Here is a 15,708-nt window from a genome sequence, read left to right as displayed (position 1 = left end):
ACGACGTCGGCGAGGTGGTCCATGGCCGGGCAGGACCGTCCGCGGCTGCACGCCGCCCGGCTGCTCGTCCTCGTCGCGGTGCCGATCGCCGGCGCGCTCCTCGCGGCGCTCATGCTGCCCTGGATCCTCGGGCCCGGCCTGGTCGTCCGCTCCAACGGCAACCTGCTCGACCCGCTGCCGGTCGAGCTGGGCGACGCCACCCCGGCGGGCAACTCCGTCGTCCTCGCCGCCGACGGATCGCTGATCACCTACTTCTACCGGCACAACCGCACGCCCGTGCCGCCCGAGGCGATCAGCGACGTGATGAAGCAGGCCCTGGTCGACATCGAGGACTCGCGCTTCTACCAGCACCACGGCCTGGACGTGGAGGGCACCGCCCGCGCGCTGATGCGCAACCTCATGGCGGGCAGCGTCATGGAGGGCGGCTCGACGATCACCCAGCAGCTGGTCAAGCAGACCCTGCTGCAGACCGCCACCACCCCGCAGGAGCGGGCGGCGGCCACCGAGGAGAGCGTCGGCCGCAAGCTCCGCGAGGCCCGCCTGGCGCTGGCGCTGGAGCGCCGGTACGGCAAGGAGGAGATCCTCACCCGGTACCTGAACATCGTGTACTTCGGCCGGGGCGCCTACGGCGTCCAGGCCGCCGCCCAGCGGTACTTCGCCGTGAACGCCGTCGACCTCACGCTGCCGCAGGCGGCCATGCTCGCCGGGCTGGTGCAGACACCGACCAACGACGACCCGGTGTCGAACCCGGACGGCGCCCGCGTCCGGCGGGACCAGGTTCTGCAGCGGATGCACTCCCTCGGCCACATCACCGACGAGGAGCTCGCCGCCAACCTCGGCCAGGCCGTGGTCGTGAACCCCACCGAGCAGCCGCCGAACGGCTGCGTCGACGCCCTGGTGGGCGCGTTCTTCTGCGACTACCTGCAGCGGCACCTGACCGGCACGCTCGGCATCACCCAGGAGCAGCTGGAGACCGGCGGGCTGACGATCCGGACCACGCTGCGGCCGGACCTGCAGGTGTCCGGGGACCAGTCGGTGGCCGCCGACCTGGCCCTCGACGACCCGCTGGCCGCCATGTTCACCGCCGTGGAGCCGGGCACCGGCAAGGTGCTCGCGATGAGCGTCAACCGGCGCTTCGGCTACGACGCGAACGACCCCACCCAGGAGTCGGTCAACCTCAACCTCGTCGCCAGCCAGGGCGCGGGGTCCACCTACAAGGTCTTCGTGGCCGCGGCCGCCCTCGAGCGCGGGATCCCGCCGTGGCACACGATCACCACCAGCGACCCCTACGTCTCGCGCGTCTACAAGAACGGGCGGGCGCCCTACGTCGTCCAGAACGCCGGCCGCTACCCCGGGACGCTGTCCATGGTGGAGGCCCTCGTCCGCTCCTCGAACACCTACTTCGTCGCGCTGGAGGACGAGCTCGGCAGCGTGGAGGGACCGGTCCGCACGGCGCAGCGGATGGGCCTGTTCTCCCTCGACCCGGTCGCCGACCAGGTCGTGTCGGAGAACCGCGGCTCGTTCACCCTCGGCGCCGAGGCGACCAGCCCCCTGGCGCTGGCCAGCGCCTACTCCACGCTCGCGGCGTCCGGCACGCAGTGCGCCCCCACGCCGGTCACCGAGATCCTCGACCGCGACGGCGTCCCGCTGACCGGAGCGGACGGCGCCCCGCTGAACACCGCCCCGGCGTGCACCCCGGAGGCGGTGCGTCCCGACGTCGCCACCACGCTCAACCAGATCCTGATCGGTGACACCGCCTCCCCCATCGGCACCGGGACCCGCGCGGCGATCCCCGGGCACGAGATCGCCGGCAAGACGGGCACCAGCCAGAACCGCTACTCCGTGGCCTTCGTCGGCTACACGCCGCAGTACGCGGCCAGCGTCATGCTGCTCAACCCGAAGCGGAACGAGGACCTCGGCGGCTACGGCGGCCGGCTGGCCGCGCCGATCTGGCGCGATGCCATGTTCCCGATCCTGTCCGCGCAGGAGCCGGTCCCCTTCCCACCGGCGGGGATCCCGCTGGCCGACCCGAACCCGCCGCCGCCCCCACGGCCGGCCCCGGCACCCGCCCCGCCCGACGGGGGGCCGCCGCCCGAGGCGCCGGCGGACGTCCCCCAGTTCCCTCCCGACCAGCTGCCGGCCGACCAGTTCCCGCCCGGCTTCCCGTTCGACGACTAGGTCACCAGCTCGGCGGCCCGTTCCCCGATCATCACGGCGGTGGCGGCGGTCCCCCGCGAGACCACCCGGGGCATCACCGACGTGTCGACGACGCGCAGACCCGTCACGCCCCGCACGCGGAGCTCCTGGTCGACCACCGCGCCCTCGTCGTCCGGCGGTCCCATGCGGGCGGTGCCGGACAGGTGGACGGCGGTGGTCAGCCGCTCCCGGACCCAGGCGTCCAGCTCGTCGTCGGCACCGGGGACGTCGGCGGTCTCGACCAGGTCGCCGAGCGCGCGCGTGCGCAGCAGGGCCGTGGCCAGCCGGACCCCCTCCCGCAGCCGCCGCCGATCCGGCTCCTCCGCCAGGTACCGGTACTCGATGCGCGGCGGCCGCTCCGGGTCGGCGGTCACCAGGGAGAGCCGGCCGCGGGACTCCTCCCGCTGGAGGCCGACGCCGACGAGCAGCTCGTCGCCCGCCGGTGCGCCGGTGATCCGGCTGAACGGGACGAGCCAGGGGAGCACCTCGAGGTCCCCCGGCAGGGCCGAGCCCTCCGCCGTGGCGTGCAGGACGCCGTGCAGCGGCAGCCCGCCCGGTGGGGGCGGCAGCGGGCGCGCCGGACGGAACGGGACGTAGACCTGCGGGTGGTCGGTGAGGCCCGCACCCACGCCGGGCACGTCGGCGACGACGGGGATCCCCAGGGCGCGCAGAGGGTCGGCGGGGCCGACGCCGGAGTGCAGCAGCAGCTGCGCCGAGCCCACCGCGCCGGCCGAGAGCACCACCTCGCCGGCGCGGACGACGCCGTCCGCCGTCTCCACCCCCACGGCCCGGCCGCCCTCGATCAGCACCCGGCGCACCCGGACACCGCCGCGCACGGTCAGCTCCGGCAGCCCGCGGCGGGGCCACAGGTAGGCGGTCGCGGTGCTCACCCGCCGTCCGCCGGACAGCGCCAGGGGCACCGGCCCGTAGCCGGGCGGCTGGTCGCCGTTCTTGTCGGGCTCGGCAGGGTGGCCCAGCTCCCGGGCGGCCGCGGCGAACGCGTCGGCCAGCGGATGGCCCTCCCGGGGGCGCACGACCGCGACGGGGCCGTCCGCCCCGTGGCCCGCCTCGTCGCCGTGGTCGGCGTCGGTCTCGAGCCGGCGGAAGGCCGGCAGCACGGCGTCGTAGGACCACAGGTCGTTGCCGGCGGCGGCCCAGCCGTCGAGGTCCGACCGGGTGCCGCGGATGAACGACCCGGCGTACAGGGCGCTGGAGCCGCCGACCACCCGACCGCGGGGCACCCGCACGGTGCGTTCCCCCGTCAGCTCGGCTGTGAGGTCCCAGTTCGCGGGGTGACCGGGGACGGCGCCCCGCATCGATGCCGGGTCGAGCAGCTCCTCCGGCAGGTGGTCGGCCCCCGCCTCGAGCAGGAGGACGCGGCGCCCGGCGTCGGCCAGCCGCGCGGCCAGCGCGCATCCCGCCGTCCCCGCCCCCACGACGACGACGTCGTGCTCCTCACGCATCGGGCAGCCCGAGCACCCCCGGCAGGTCGAGCCGGCGCACCTTGCCGGTGGAGGTGCGCGGCAGCTCGTCAAGCGGGTGCAGCTGCTTGGGCCGCTTGGCCGGGGCCAGGCGCTCCCGCGCCCAGGCGGCCAGGGCGGCCGGTTCCGCGGCCCCCACGTAGGCGGCGACCACGCGCCGGCCCCACTCGGCGTCGGGGACACCGAAGACGGCGCTCTCGACCACGTCGGGGTGCGCGTCGAGCACCGCCTCGACCTCCGCGGGGTAGACGTTCACGCCGCCGGAGATGACCAGGTCCTCGCGGCGTCCGTCGAGCCAGACCACGCCGTCGTCGTCCACCCGGCCCAGGTCGCCGACCGTCACCCGGTCGCCGCGCCAGGCCGCCGCCGTCTTCCCGGGGGCGCGCCAGTACTCGAACCGCGCCCACGGGGGGACGGCGCACCACAGCTGGCCGCGCTCGTCGGTCTCGAGCCGCCGCCCGGGCCGCGCCCTGCCGACGCTGCCGGGGGAGGCCAGCCAGTCCTCGGGCGAGCAGACGGTGAACTGGGCCTCGGTCGACCCGTAGAACTCCCACACGCTGCCCTCGGGCAGGGCGGCGAGGACGGCCCGCTTGAGCGGTTCGGGGCACGGCGCACCCGCGTGCACCAGGCGGCGGAACGAGGACCAGTCCACGTCGTCCCGCCCGACGAGCCGCTGCAGGTGGGTGGGCACGCAGAACGTCGTCGTCGGCCGGAGCGTGCTGATCGCCGCGGCCGCCCGCGAGGCGTCGAAGGGCCCGGGCAGCAGCACCTCCCCGCCGGCCAGCAGGGTGTGGACGGCGAACCGGAGCGGGGCGCTGTGGTGCAGCGGCGAGAGCACCAGGTGCCGGTCGGCCGGCCCGAAGCCCCACAGCTCGATCTCCTCGGCGGCCAGCGCCCGCGCGTCGTCCTCGGCCAGGACGCCGGACCAGACGCCCTTGCGGCGCCCCGTCGTGCCGGACGTGTAGTGCATGGGCCGGGCCAACGGCACCTCGGCGAGCTCCGCCTCCTCGCTCCCGGAGAGCAGCCGGGCGGGATCGGACCCCACGTCGAGCGCCGCGTCGGCGTCCTCCGCCAGCGCTGCGCGCTCGTCCGCGGGCAGCGCGGGATCGAGGACGACGGGCACGATGCCCGTCCGCAGGGCACCCATGACGACGGCGAGCAGCGCCGGCGAGGCCGCGGCGGAGACCAGCAGCCGGTCCCCCGCGCCCAGCCCCGCAGCGGACAGGGCGGCGGCCGCCCGGCGCTGGTCCTCCTCGCTCGCGCTGCTGGGAACGACCGCGACGTCGGTCATGCCGGGCGCACCGCGTCGCCGGGGCCCTGCTCGACGCGCCCCTCGGCGTGCAGCTTCGCCAGCGTGGCCCGCGTCGACTGCGCGGCGGCGGGCCACAGCTGCCGCGGGACCTCCGCGTAGACCGCGGCGACCAGCTCGTCGACCGTCCCCGCCCCGGCCACCAGCGCCGCGAGCAGCTGCTGCTCGCGGAAGGCCCGGTGGGCCAGGTAGTAGTCGAGGACCGCGCCGGGGTCCTCGGTGAGCTCGGGTCCGTGGCCGCAGTAGAGCGCGCTCGGGCCCAGGTCGTGGACCCGCCGCAACGACTCCAGGTAGGCGACGACGTCGCCCTCGGGGTGGGTCACCACGGACGTGCCGCGGCCGAGGACGTGGTCCCCGACGAGCACCGCGCCGGACTCCAGCCGGAAGGCGAGGTGGTCACTCGTGTGCCCGGGCGTTCCGACGACGTCGATGCCCGTCCCGGCCAGGGCGAGCCGTTCGCCGTGCTCGAGCACCCGGCCCCGGGGACCGGCCACCGCCGCCGTGGCCGCGGCGACCGGCGCACCGAAGCGCTCGCCCCACGGCAGGGCCGCCTCCGCGTGGTCACCGTGGTGGTGGGTGACCAGGACGGCGACGCAGCGGGCACCCCGGGCATCGAGGGCCGCTTCCACGGCCGCGAGGTGCGCGGCGTCGTCCGGCCCGGGGTCGACCAGCACCGCCTGGCCGCTGCCGGGCCCGCCCACGACGTAGGTGTTGGTCCCGTCGAGCGTCATGCCGGACGGGTTGGGCGCCAGGACGCGGGTGACCAGCGGCTCCAGCTCCGCCGTCCGGGGCATCCCGCCCGGGACGGGTAGGGCCCACGAGGTGCGCGGGTCAGCCGGGGCGTCCACGCGGGGCACGCTAGCCGTGCGGCTGCGCGGCCGCGCACCCGGCGGTTAGCCTCGCGCCCATGCGTCGAATCCTTCCCGGCCTCTCCTTGGCTGCCGCCGCCGTGCTGCTCACCGCGTGCGGGGGCTCCGACGACGACAGCGCGTCGTCGGAGACCAGCGCGAGCAGCTCCAGCGCCGCCGAGACCACCGCCGAGCAGACCGACTCCGAGTTCTGCTCGCAGGCGGCCTCGGCCTTCGAGCAGGTCGAGCCCGCGCTCTCCGGCACGGAGAACGACCCCACCGCCCTCGCCGGTGCGCTGCAGACGGCCGCCGACAACGTCCGCGGCGTCGAGCCCCCGAGCGAGATCAGCAGCGACTGGGCGGCCCTGGCCGACGGCATCGAGCAGCTCGCGCAGGCCTTCGCCGAGGTGGACGTCAACGACCCGAACGCCCAGGCCACGCTGGAGCAGCGCACCAGCGAGGTCATCGGCTCGCTGACGTCGTCGGCCACCAACGTCCAGACCTACCTGTCCGAGGAGTGCGACCTCGACGTCGACTCGACCGAGCCGGCCGCCCCGACCAGCTGACGCTCACCGACGATCGGCTGCGGCCCGCCACTCATCCCCGATGTGGCGGGCCGCAGCTGTCCGCGGCGGGGGTCAGCCCCCGCATCCCCCGATGTAGACGCCGCGGTTGTTGAGCCACGGCACGGGGTTCATCTGGTTGCTGTAGAGCTGGCCGCCCGAGTGCACCTCGAAGTGCAGGTGCGGTCCGGTCGACTGACCGCGGTTGCCGACCTCCGCGATCTGCTCGCCGGCCGAGACGCGCTCCCCGTAGGAGACGAAGTACCGGTTCACGTGCCCGTACACGGTGACGTAGCCGTCGTCGCCGAGGATGTAGACCGCCTGGCCGAAGCCGGTGGCGGCGCCGGCACGCTTCACCACACCGGACGTCGCCGCGTAGACGGGGGTCCCGATGGGGGCGGCGATGTCGACCCCGTAGTGGGTGACCCCCCAGCGGGCGCCGTAGCAGCTGCTCACCCGGCCGTAGGTCGGCGCGACGTAGCTGCCACCCCCGCCGCCGCCGCCACCGCCGGACGACCCGCCGCCCGACGACCCGCCGTCGTTCTGCGCGGCAGCTGCCGCCGCCGCAGCCGCACGTGCGGCCGCCTCCTGGGCAGCGCGCGCCGCGGCGGCCTCCTCGGCCTGCTTCTGCGCCACCCACTGCTGGTACGCGTCGCGGGCGCCCTGCAGCTCGAGCAGGTGGATCTGCGCCGCCTGGAGCTGCGCCTCGTAGCCGGCCTTCTCCGTGGCGACCTGCTCGTAGGCGCCCTGCTGGGCGGCCAGCTGGCTGTCGGCCGCCTGCTTCGCGGCCTCGGCGGTCTCCTCGGCGGCGGCCATGTCGTCGCGCGCCGCCCGGGCGGCCGACTCCGCGTTGGCCTGGGACACCTTCGCCACCTCGAGCTCGCCGAGGACGTCGAGCTGGTTGTCGGCGACGTAGGAGAGGATCGCGGCCCGCTGGATGAGCTCGCCGGGGCCGGCCGAGTCCAGGAGCGCGGCGGTGGTGCTCAGCTGCGACCCCTTCATGTAGCTGTCGCGGGAGAACAGGGCGATCCGCGCCTCGGACGCGGCGACGGCGTCCGCGGCGACCTGCAGCGCGGCGGCCGCGGCGTCGGCCTGCTCCTGCGCCTGCATCAGGGCCTCCTCCGCGGCCAGGTAGGCGGTGCCGGCGGCCTCGGCGAGGACGCCGACGCGCTCGAGCTCGGCCTCGGCGCTGGCGACGAGGGCGGCGATCCGGCCGACCTCGGCCGCGGCGGCCTCCTGCTGCGCGCGGGCGTCGCCGAGCTGGCCGTCGGTGGGGTTGGGCGGCGGCGCGGGGACCGCGAGGGCGGGACCTGCGGAACCGAGGAGCAGCGCACTGGTCACCGCGCCGGTGAGAACGGCGACGAGGACGGTGCGCACGGGGCGTGGCCTGCGGCCCACGACCGGCCGGCGGGAACCCCGGCGTGCGGGGACCGTCGGTGCCGCCGGTCCGGACGGACGGCGCTGGAACATGACTCGCTCCCTGGGGAAGAGGGTGGGCGTCGACAGCAGCTCGACGCCCAGCGAGAGTCGCAGCCTCACCAGGAGTCACAAAGGCAACACGCGGAACAGTTGACGCGCCGCAACAAGAACGGTAAGTCACCGTCTCGGCACTGTCGGTATGTCGACAATCCCGGTCAGCCGGGCGGCCGCTCCAGCTCGTGCGCCAGCTGGTCGAGCTCGGCGCCTCCGGCCATCAGCCGGGTGAGCTCCTCGCGGTCCACCTCGCCCTTGGCGAAGGACCCCAGGCTGCGCCCCCGGTTGAGCAGCAGGAACCTGTCCCCCACCGGGTAGGCGTGGTGCGGGTTGTGGGTGATGAGGACGACGCCCACGCCGCGGTCGCGGGCCTGGGCGACGTAGCGCAGCACGACACCGGCCTGCTTCACGCCGAGGGCCGACGTCGGCTCGTCCAGGATCAGCACCCGCGCGCCGAAGTGGACGGCGCGGGCGATCGCCACCGACTGGCGCTCCCCGCCCGAGAGGGTCCCCACCGGCTGGTCGGGGTCGCGGATGTCGATGCCCATGTCGCCCAGCGCCCGGCGGGTCGTCTCCTTGGCGGCCGCCGCGTCGAAGCGCCGGAACGGCCCCCGGCCCTTCGTGGGCTCGGCGCCGAGGAAGAAGTTCCGCCAGATCGCCATCAGCGGGATCATCGCGAGGTCCTGGTAGACGGTGGCGATGCCGGCGTCGAGCGCCTCCCGCGGGGCGCCGAAGGAGACCGGCTCGCCGTCCAGCAGCACCGCACCGCGGTCGGGGCGGTGCACCCCGGCGAGGATCTTGATCAACGTCGACTTCCCGGCGCCGTTGTCGCCGAGGACGCAGGTGACCTCGCCCGCCCGCACGGTCGTGCTGATCCCGTCGAGGGCGATGACCGAGCCGTAGTCCTTGCCGACGTCGCGCAGCTCGAGCAGCGGCGCGCTCTGCGGGGCGCTCATCGGCGGGCCGCCTCGGCGTAGCGGCGGACCAGCCGGTTGGCCAGCACGGCGAGCAGCAGCATCGCGCCGAGGAAGAAGTAGAACCAGTCGGCGTCCCAGCGCAGGTACGGGATGCCCAGCTGGGTCATGCCGAAGATCAGCGCGCCCAGGGAGGCGCCGACGGCCGACCCGAACCCGCCGGTGAGCAGGCACCCGCCGATGACGGCCGCCACGATGTAGATCAGCTCCTGCCCGATGCCGGTGTTGGCCTGAACCGAGGTCAGCCGGACGGCGAGGGTGACGCCGACGAACCAGGCGGCGGCCGCCGTCGTCATGAACAACGTGATGGTCGTGCGTCGGGCCGGGACGCCGACGTTGCGCGCCGCCACCTCGTCGCCGCCGGTCGCGAACACCCAGTTGCCGAAGCGGGTGCGCAGCAGCACCCAGGTCGCCAGCGCGGTGAACAGCACCCACCAGAGGATCGCGACCCGGAACTCGGTGCCGGCGATCTCGATCCGCGAGGCGAACACCCACTCGGCGGCCGCGTAGCCGGGGACGTCGGCGATGCCGCTGGCCGTGACCGTGCCGGTGAAGAACTTGGTGAGCCCGAGGTTGAGGCCCTGCAGCATCAGGAAGGTGCCGAGCGTGATGATGAAGCTCGGCAGCCCGGTGCGCGTGACCAGCCAGCCGTTGGCGAGACCGATCGCCAGGGCGACCACCAGCGCGACGGCGATCGCCACCCAGATGTTCTGCTCGAACTCGACGGCGACGATGCCCACGGTGAGCGCCGTCGTGCCGGTCATGACGCCCGCCGACAGGTCGAAGTGCCCGCCGATCATCAGCAGCGCGACGGCGACCGCCATGATCCCGAGCGTCGAGGCCGGGTCCAGCCAGTTGGCGATGCCGCGCGTGGACCGGAACACCTCGGACTGCACGGCGAAGAAGGTGAAGACGACGACGGCGCCGATCAGGGCGCCGAGCTCGGGCTTGACCAGCAGCCGCCGCAGCGGTCCGGTGGCGGCCAGCCGCTCGTCGGCCCGGCGCTCGGCCGGCGCCCGCGGCGGCCCGGCCGTCTCCTCCTGCGTGCTCAGCGGGTGCCGGCCGAGGCCAGGTCGGCGATCTCGTCGACGTTGCTCTCGTCGACGATCCCGGGGCCGGTGAGCACCGGCTGACCGCCGCCGACGGTGTTGAGGTTCTGCGCGTACAGCTTCAGCATCACGATCGGCAGGTAGCCCTGCTCGTACTGCTGCTGGTCGACGGCGAAGGCGATGTCGCCGTCCTGGATGCCGCTGATGACGTCCTGGTTCAGGTCGAAGGTGGCCACCTGGGCGTCGGAACCGGCGTCGCCGGCCGCCGCGACCGCCACCGCCGCGACCGCGGAGTTCAGCGTCAGCACCGCGTCGATCGACGGGTCGCTCTGCAGCGACGAGGCGATGGTCGACTGGGCGCCCTGGAGGTCGTTGATGTCCACCTGCAGTGGGGTGACCTGGCTGCCGAGGCCGTCCGAGGCACCCGAGCAGCGCTGCTCGAGCCCGATGTTGCCCGCCTCGTGGACGACGCACAGCACGTTGGTCGCGCCGGCCTCGGCCAGCTCCCGCCCGGCGCCCTGGCCGGCGATCGTCTCGTCCTGGCCCACGTGGCCGATCGCGCCGAACTCCGCCGACCTGTCACCGCCGGAGTTGATCGTCACCACGGGAATGCCCGCGTCGACGGCCGCCTCCACCGAGTCCCGCAGCGCGTCGGGGTTGGCCATCGAGACCACGATCCCGTCGACACCCTGGTTGACCGCCGCGTCGATCAGCTGCGCCTGGCGCTGCGGGTCGCCGTCGCTCTGGTAGTCGACGGAGACGCCGAGGTCGTCACCGGCGGCCTCGGCGCCGTTCTGCACGACGTCCCAGAACGCGTCACCGGCCGAGCCATGGGTGATGACGGCGAAGCTCAGGTCGCCGTCCCCACCGCCCCCGCCGCTGCCCGAGCTCGCGCCGTCGGAGTCGTCCCCGCCGGTGGTGCACGACGCGAGGAGGAGCGGTGCGGCCACCGCGATCGCGAGCAGACGGTGGCGTCGGGCCATGGGAGTCCTCCTGAGCTGCGCGGAGACGCCCTCGCCCCCGCAGTTTCCGGGGGAATCATGCCCCGCAACGGAGCGCGCACGCCGACGGACCCGCGCACGGACCTCCGGACGGGCGACACGTCACCGGCGATCTACCCTCCTGGGCGTGGAGATACTGAGCGCCGGTCACGAACAGGTCGTCCTCTGCAGCGACGCCGGGTCCGGGCTGAAGGCGGTCATCGCCATCCACTCGACGGCGCTCGGCCCGGCGCTGGGCGGCACGCGGTTCTACCCGTACGCCAGCGAGGAGGCGGCGATCGCGGACGCGCTGCGCCTGTCGGCCGCGATGTCGTACAAGAACAGCCTCGCCGGGCTCGACCTCGGCGGCGGCAAGGCCGTGATCATCGGCGACCCGCGCACCGACAAGACCGAGGCCCTGCTGCGTGCCTACGGCCGGTTCGTCGAGGCGCTCGGCGGGCGGTACCTGACCGCCTGCGACGTCGGGACCTACAACGCCGACCTCGACGTCGTCGCCCGGGAGACGCGCTTCGCCCACGGCCGGTCCGAGGCCCTCGGCGGGTGCGGCGACTCGTCGGTCCTCACCGCCTACGGCGTCTTCCTCGGCATGCAGGCCGCCGCCCAGCACTGCTGGGGCACGCGGTCGCTCTCCGGGCGCACCGTGGCGGTGGCGGGGGCCGGCAAGGTCGGTTCGCACCTGATCGGCCACCTGGTCGAGGACGGCGCCGACGTCGTGGTCACCGACGTCGACCCGGCCGCCGTCGAGCGCGTCCGGGCGCGGCACCCGCAGGTGACGTCGGTGCCCGACACCGCGACGCTGATCCGCACCGAGCACGACGTCTACTCGCCCAACGCCCTGGGCGGCGCCCTGGACGAGGAGACCGTCGCGGTGCTGCCGTCGCGGATCGTCTGCGGCGGGGCGAACAATCAGCTGGCCACCCCGGCCGTCGCCGAGCAGCTGCGCGGCCGCGGCATCCTCTACGCCCCCGACTACCTGGTGAACGCCGGCGGGGTCATCCAGGTCGAGGACGAGCGGCACGGGTTCTCCTTCGCCCGGGCGAAGGCGAAGGCGGACGGGATCTTCGACGTGGCGCTGCGGGTGTTCGCCGCCGCCGACGAGGAGGGCGTCTCCCCCTCCGTCGCGGCCGACCGGCTGGCCGAGGAGCGCATGCGGTCGGTGGGCCGCCTGGCCACGATCCGCCTGCCCCGCTGAGAGCTGGGACACGGCGCCGCTCCTCCGGGGGAGGGACGTGTGCCCGTCGCCGATCCGTGTCGTAAGGTTGCGCAGGACATAGTCACTCAGTCGGGGTCGCCACGCGGGCCGTTCCAGCCCGGGGGCTGGACTCCCGTACTCCGTAGCGAGGGGGTCGAGCCGATGGGGCGCGGCCGAGCGAAGGCGAAGCAGACACGCGTCGCCCGTGAGCTCAAGTACAGCTCACCGAACACCGACCTTTCTGCACTGCAGAAGGAGCTCGCCGGTTCGACGCCGTCCTACACCGCGCCTGCGCGGGCGACGGACGACGATGACGAAGACGACGAGTACGCCGACAAGTGGGCGGACGACGACGCGGACGACGACTGGGCCGCCAGCCGCTGAGGCGGCCGGGCTCACCCACTCCTCCACGCACCACGGCACCGCGCCCCGAGGGGCACGGTGCCGTGGTCTGCGGTGGAGCGGAGGGCGTCAGCCGACGTACGGCCTCGTCCGGTGGAGCTCCTCGCAGGCGATCGGACGACGGTCGCAGACGTGCGACGCGGGTGTCGGTGCGAAGTCCATCTCCTCAGCTCTCCTGCTCGAGCCGGGCGAGGCCCGCCTCGGCGATGCGGCGCACCTCGCCGTCCAGGTCCCCGAAGTCCTGGCCGGCCATGGCACCGGCCGCGACGCGCGCGGCGATGCCCTGGGCGATGGCCGCGAACTTGAAGTGGGCGAACGCCTCGTAGAACACCAGCTCACCCAGGTCCAGGCCCGCCCGTGCGGCGTACCGCTCGGCCAGGTGCGACCGGGCCGGGAAGCCCGGGGCACGGGTCACGGCGGGGGTGAGCACCGGGGCCGGCTCCCCCGGCTCGACCCAGTAGAAGAGCAGCATCCCCACGTCGGTGAGCGGGTCCCCGACCGTCGACAGCTCCCAGTCGAGCACCGCGGCGATGCGCGCGGGGTCGTGCGGGTCGAGCAGGCAGTTGTCCAGCCGGTAGTCGCCGTGGACGATCGCCGGGCGCGGGGCCGACGCGGGCAGCCGGCGGGACAGCCGGGCCGCCAGCGCGTCCACGGCCGCGACGGGCTGCGTCGCCGTGCTCTCCCACTGCGCGGTCCAGCGGCGCAGCTGCCGCTCGAGGAAGCCGTCGGGTCGTCCGTAGCCGGCCAGCCCGACCGCCGCCGGGTCCACCGCGTGGAGTTCCACGAGCACGTCGACGAGCGCGTCGGCGATCGCCCGCTTCTGCTCCGGGGTGTCGGCGTACCCGGCCGGCAGCTCGTCGCGGACGACGTGCCCGGGCACCTTGGTCATCACGTAGAACGGCACACCCAGCAGGTCGCCCTCGTCGTGCAGGACGATGCTCGGGACGGGCACCGCCGTGGCCGCGAGTGCGCGCTGCACGCGGGTCTCCCGGCCCATGTCGTGGGCACTGGGGAGCAGGTCCCCCGACGGGGGGCGCCGGAGGACCAGCTCGCCGGCCGGCGAACGCACCGCGAACGTCAGGTTCGACTTCCCGCCCGCGATCAGCTCGGCCTCGACGTCGGTCCAGCGTCCGTCCCCCGTCGCCGCCGCCAGGGCCGGGCCGACGACGTCGAGCCGCACGAGGGCGGCGTGGTCGGCCATCACACGCCTCCGGTGAGGGTCAGCCCTCCGTCGACGGTGAGCACCTGCCCGGTCACCCAGGCGGCGTCGGCCGACAGCAGGTAGGCGATCGCGGCGGCCACGTCCTCCGGGACCCCCAGCCGGCGCAGCGGGTAGGCGGCGCTGACCTCCTCCTCCCGGCCGTCGTAGAGGGCGGTGGCGAACCTCGTCTTCACCACGGCCGGCGCGACCGCGTTGACGCGGATCCGCGGCCCCAGCTCGACCGCCAGCTCCTGGGTGAGGTGGGCCAGCATCGCCTTGCTGGCTCCGTAGAAGCCGATGCCCGGGGCGGGCTTGAGCCCGGCCACGGACGACACGTTCACCACGGATCCGCCGTGCAGCCCCATCCACGCGCGGTGCGCGTGCTGCACCCAGGAGAGCGCGGCCAGGCAGTTGACCTCGACGATCTTCCGGGCGGCGTCCAGCGGCAGCTCGACCATCGGCCCGTAGACGGGGTTGATGCCGGTGTTGTTCACCAGCAGGTCCAGCGAGCCGAACGCCGCGACCGTGCGCTCGACGACCTCGGCCTGGTGCCCGAGGTCGTCGGCAGGGCCGGCGACGGCCATGGCGCGCTCGGGTCCCCCGAGCGCGGCCACGGCCGCCTCCAGCGCCTCGGGCTTGCGTGCGGTCACGCAGACCCGCGCACCCTCCCGGACGAGCTGCTCCGCGACGGCGAACCCGATCCCGCGGCTGGCCCCCGTGACGACGGCGACCTCCCCGGCGAACCGGGGTGCCGTCACGCGGCCACCCGGTGCGAGCGCACCTGGAACGGCTGCAGGTCCAGCGCGGGGGTCCGGCCGGCCACGATGTCGGCCATGATCCGGCTCGAGCCGCACGCCATGGTCCAGCCCATGTGCCCGTGACCGGTGTTGTAGTACAGGTTGGCCTGCTTGCCCCGGCCGATGATCGGCGGGCCGTCGGGGGTCATGGGCCGCATGCACGACCGCATCCGGGCCCGCTCCCAGTCCACGGCGCCCGGGAAGATCTCCTTGCCGGTCTTGAGGATGTTGGAGAAGTCCGAGTACTTCCAGTCCCGGTTGAAACCGGCGAACTCCGCGGTCGAGGAGATCCGCAGCTGGTCGCCGAAGCGGGACCACGCCACCAGCGTCGCCTCGTCCACGCCGCCCACCGTCGGCGCCGCGTCGGAGTCGACGATGTCGGCGGTCAGCGAGTACCCCTTCGCCGGGTACATCGGCAGCCGCTGGCCCGCCGAGCGGGCCAGGAACGGGCTCTGGATGCCCATCGCCAGGACGTAGTCGTCGGCGGTGAGCAGACCGGCGTCGGTCTGCACCCCGGTGACCCGGTCGCCGGCGACGACGAACCGCTGGGCCGTCACGCCCAGCCGGAACTCCACGCCCATCGCCTGGCAGCGGGCCGCCAGCTCGTTGGTGAACAGCTCGGAGTTGCCGCTGGCGTCGGAGGTGACGTGGATGGCCCCGGCGAAGGTGTTGCCCGCCGACGCGAAGGCGGGATCCAGCTTGGCCACCTGCTCGGCGTCGAGGACGTCCATCGGCACGCCGTTGCGCCGCAGCAGGTCCATCTTCTTCACCCCGGCGTCGAGCTCCGCCTGGGTGCGGTAGAGGTAGGCCAACCCCTTCTGCACGTGGTGGTAGTCGATCGACTCGGCCGCGGCGAGCTCGTCGAGCAGCCGCTGGCTGTACAGGCAGAGCTCGAGCTTGACCAGGGTGTTGGCCTCGGCCCGCGCCGGGGTGCACTCGCGGAGGAACTGCAGCCCCCAGGTCACGAGCTTGGCGTCCAGGCGCGGCTTGACCCGGATGGCCGTCTTCTCCCCGCGCAGCGAGGCCAGGAGCATCTTCGGGGCGGCCGGCGACGCCCAGGCGAACGAGTGCCCGGGCGCGATGAGCCCGGCGTTCCCCCCGGTGGCGTCGGTGCCGAGGCTGTCGCGGGCCTCCACGACGACGACCTCGTGCCCCTCCTGGGCCAGGTAGTAGGCGGTGGTGACGCCGATGACGCCGCCGCCGAGGACGATGGTCTTCACAG

The 15,708-nt window shown here is 74.4% G+C and carries 14 protein-coding genes; 4 read left to right on the top strand and 10 right to left on the bottom strand.

Translation table 11 applies throughout. The features are described 5' to 3' along the window. The first annotated feature begins 21 nt into the window (after nt 1-21). Nucleotides 22-2,178: a transglycosylase domain-containing protein gene (locus tag DCS98_RS08050; protein WP_116450867.1), complete on the top strand. Its 2,157-nt coding sequence runs from the start codon at nt 22-24 to the stop codon at nt 2,176-2,178. Here DCS98_RS08050 and mftG read toward each other — a convergent pair. From mftG to DCS98_RS08035, 3 genes are read right to left on the bottom strand one after another with little or no spacing between them, the layout of a single operon-like run. Further along, nucleotides 2,175-3,659 carry a mycofactocin dehydrogenase MftG gene (mftG, locus tag DCS98_RS08045; RefSeq protein WP_116450866.1) on the bottom strand — a complete coding sequence of 495 codons (1,485 nt, stop codon included), beginning with the start codon at nt 3,657-3,659 and terminating at the stop codon, nt 2,175-2,177. The two genes, DCS98_RS08050 and mftG, sit on opposite strands and share 4 nt — an antisense overlap. Further along, the gene (locus tag DCS98_RS08040) at nt 3,652-4,968 is read right to left on the bottom strand and encodes a class I adenylate-forming enzyme family protein (RefSeq protein WP_116450865.1); all 1,317 of its coding nucleotides are present in this window, start codon (nt 4,966-4,968) and stop codon (nt 3,652-3,654) included. The genes mftG and DCS98_RS08040 overlap by 8 nt, the downstream gene beginning before the upstream one ends. Then, nucleotides 4,965-5,834 carry an MBL fold metallo-hydrolase gene (locus DCS98_RS08035; RefSeq protein WP_116450864.1) on the bottom strand — a complete coding sequence of 290 codons (870 nt, stop codon included), beginning with the start codon at nt 5,832-5,834 and terminating at the stop codon, nt 4,965-4,967. The genes DCS98_RS08040 and DCS98_RS08035 overlap by 4 nt, the downstream gene beginning before the upstream one ends. Before the next feature lie 59 nt (nt 5,835-5,893). On the opposite strand from DCS98_RS08035, the gene DCS98_RS08030 reads away from it, so the two are divergent. Next, complete coding sequence (locus DCS98_RS08030; protein ID WP_164704459.1) at nt 5,894-6,400, top strand: hypothetical protein; 507 nt, start codon at nt 5,894-5,896, stop codon at nt 6,398-6,400. Nucleotides 6,401-6,472: 72 nt separating this feature from the next. Here the strand turns inward: DCS98_RS08030 and DCS98_RS08025 are convergent, their stop codons facing one another. The 4 genes from DCS98_RS08025 to DCS98_RS08010 all read right to left on the bottom strand — a co-directional run bounded on the left by DCS98_RS08025 (nt 6,473) and on the right by DCS98_RS08010 (nt 10,876). Beyond that, nucleotides 6,473-7,774: a M23 family metallopeptidase gene (locus DCS98_RS08025; RefSeq protein WP_241037359.1), complete on the bottom strand. Its 1,302-nt coding sequence runs from the start codon at nt 7,772-7,774 to the stop codon at nt 6,473-6,475. Between the two features lie 257 nt (nt 7,775-8,031). After that, nucleotides 8,032-8,826, bottom strand: coding sequence for an ATP-binding cassette domain-containing protein (locus DCS98_RS08020; protein ID WP_116450861.1), 795 nt, complete (start codon nt 8,824-8,826; stop codon nt 8,032-8,034). Then, the gene (locus DCS98_RS08015; protein ID WP_241037356.1) at nt 8,823-9,740 is read right to left on the bottom strand and encodes an ABC transporter permease; all 918 of its coding nucleotides are present in this window, start codon (nt 9,738-9,740) and stop codon (nt 8,823-8,825) included. The genes DCS98_RS08020 and DCS98_RS08015 overlap by 4 nt, the downstream gene beginning before the upstream one ends. Before the next feature lie 152 nt (nt 9,741-9,892). Continuing rightward, nucleotides 9,893-10,876, bottom strand: coding sequence for a sugar ABC transporter substrate-binding protein (locus DCS98_RS08010; protein WP_116450860.1), 984 nt, complete (start codon nt 10,874-10,876; stop codon nt 9,893-9,895). A gap of 145 nt (nt 10,877-11,021) precedes the next feature. Between DCS98_RS08010 and DCS98_RS08005 the strand changes: the two genes are divergently transcribed. Both DCS98_RS08005 and DCS98_RS08000 read left to right on the top strand, forming a co-directional pair. Beyond that, complete coding sequence (locus tag DCS98_RS08005; RefSeq protein WP_116450859.1) at nt 11,022-12,086, top strand: Glu/Leu/Phe/Val family dehydrogenase; 1,065 nt, start codon at nt 11,022-11,024, stop codon at nt 12,084-12,086. A 162-nt stretch (nt 12,087-12,248) separates the two neighbouring features. Next, nucleotides 12,249-12,470, top strand: coding sequence for a DUF3073 domain-containing protein (locus DCS98_RS08000; RefSeq protein ID WP_116450858.1), 222 nt, complete (start codon nt 12,249-12,251; stop codon nt 12,468-12,470). A gap of 184 nt (nt 12,471-12,654) precedes the next feature. Here the strand turns inward: DCS98_RS08000 and DCS98_RS07995 are convergent, their stop codons facing one another. The 3 genes from DCS98_RS07995 to DCS98_RS07985 are packed head-to-tail and all read right to left on the bottom strand — an operon-like array spanning nt 12,655 to nt 15,706. Next, nucleotides 12,655-13,689 carry a phosphotransferase family protein gene (locus tag DCS98_RS07995; RefSeq protein WP_116450857.1) on the bottom strand — a complete coding sequence of 345 codons (1,035 nt, stop codon included), beginning with the start codon at nt 13,687-13,689 and terminating at the stop codon, nt 12,655-12,657. Next, nucleotides 13,689-14,447 carry an SDR family oxidoreductase gene (locus tag DCS98_RS07990; protein ID WP_116450856.1) on the bottom strand — a complete coding sequence of 253 codons (759 nt, stop codon included), beginning with the start codon at nt 14,445-14,447 and terminating at the stop codon, nt 13,689-13,691. Before DCS98_RS07990 ends, DCS98_RS07995 begins: the two co-directional genes overlap by 1 nt. After that, entirely contained in the window at nt 14,444-15,706 is a 1,263-nt protein-coding gene (locus DCS98_RS07985; RefSeq protein ID WP_116450855.1) for a D-amino acid dehydrogenase, read from the bottom strand. The genes DCS98_RS07990 and DCS98_RS07985 overlap by 4 nt, the downstream gene beginning before the upstream one ends. Nucleotides 15,707-15,708: the final 2 nt, after the last annotated feature.

It is taken from the genome of Blastococcus litoris (genome assembly GCF_003075095.1).
In the GTDB taxonomy this organism is placed as follows: domain Bacteria; phylum Actinomycetota; class Actinomycetes; order Mycobacteriales; family Geodermatophilaceae; genus Blastococcus_B; species Blastococcus_B litoris.
Note: the sequence above shows the minus strand (reverse complement) of the source record. Positions and strands in the feature narration are given on the sequence as shown.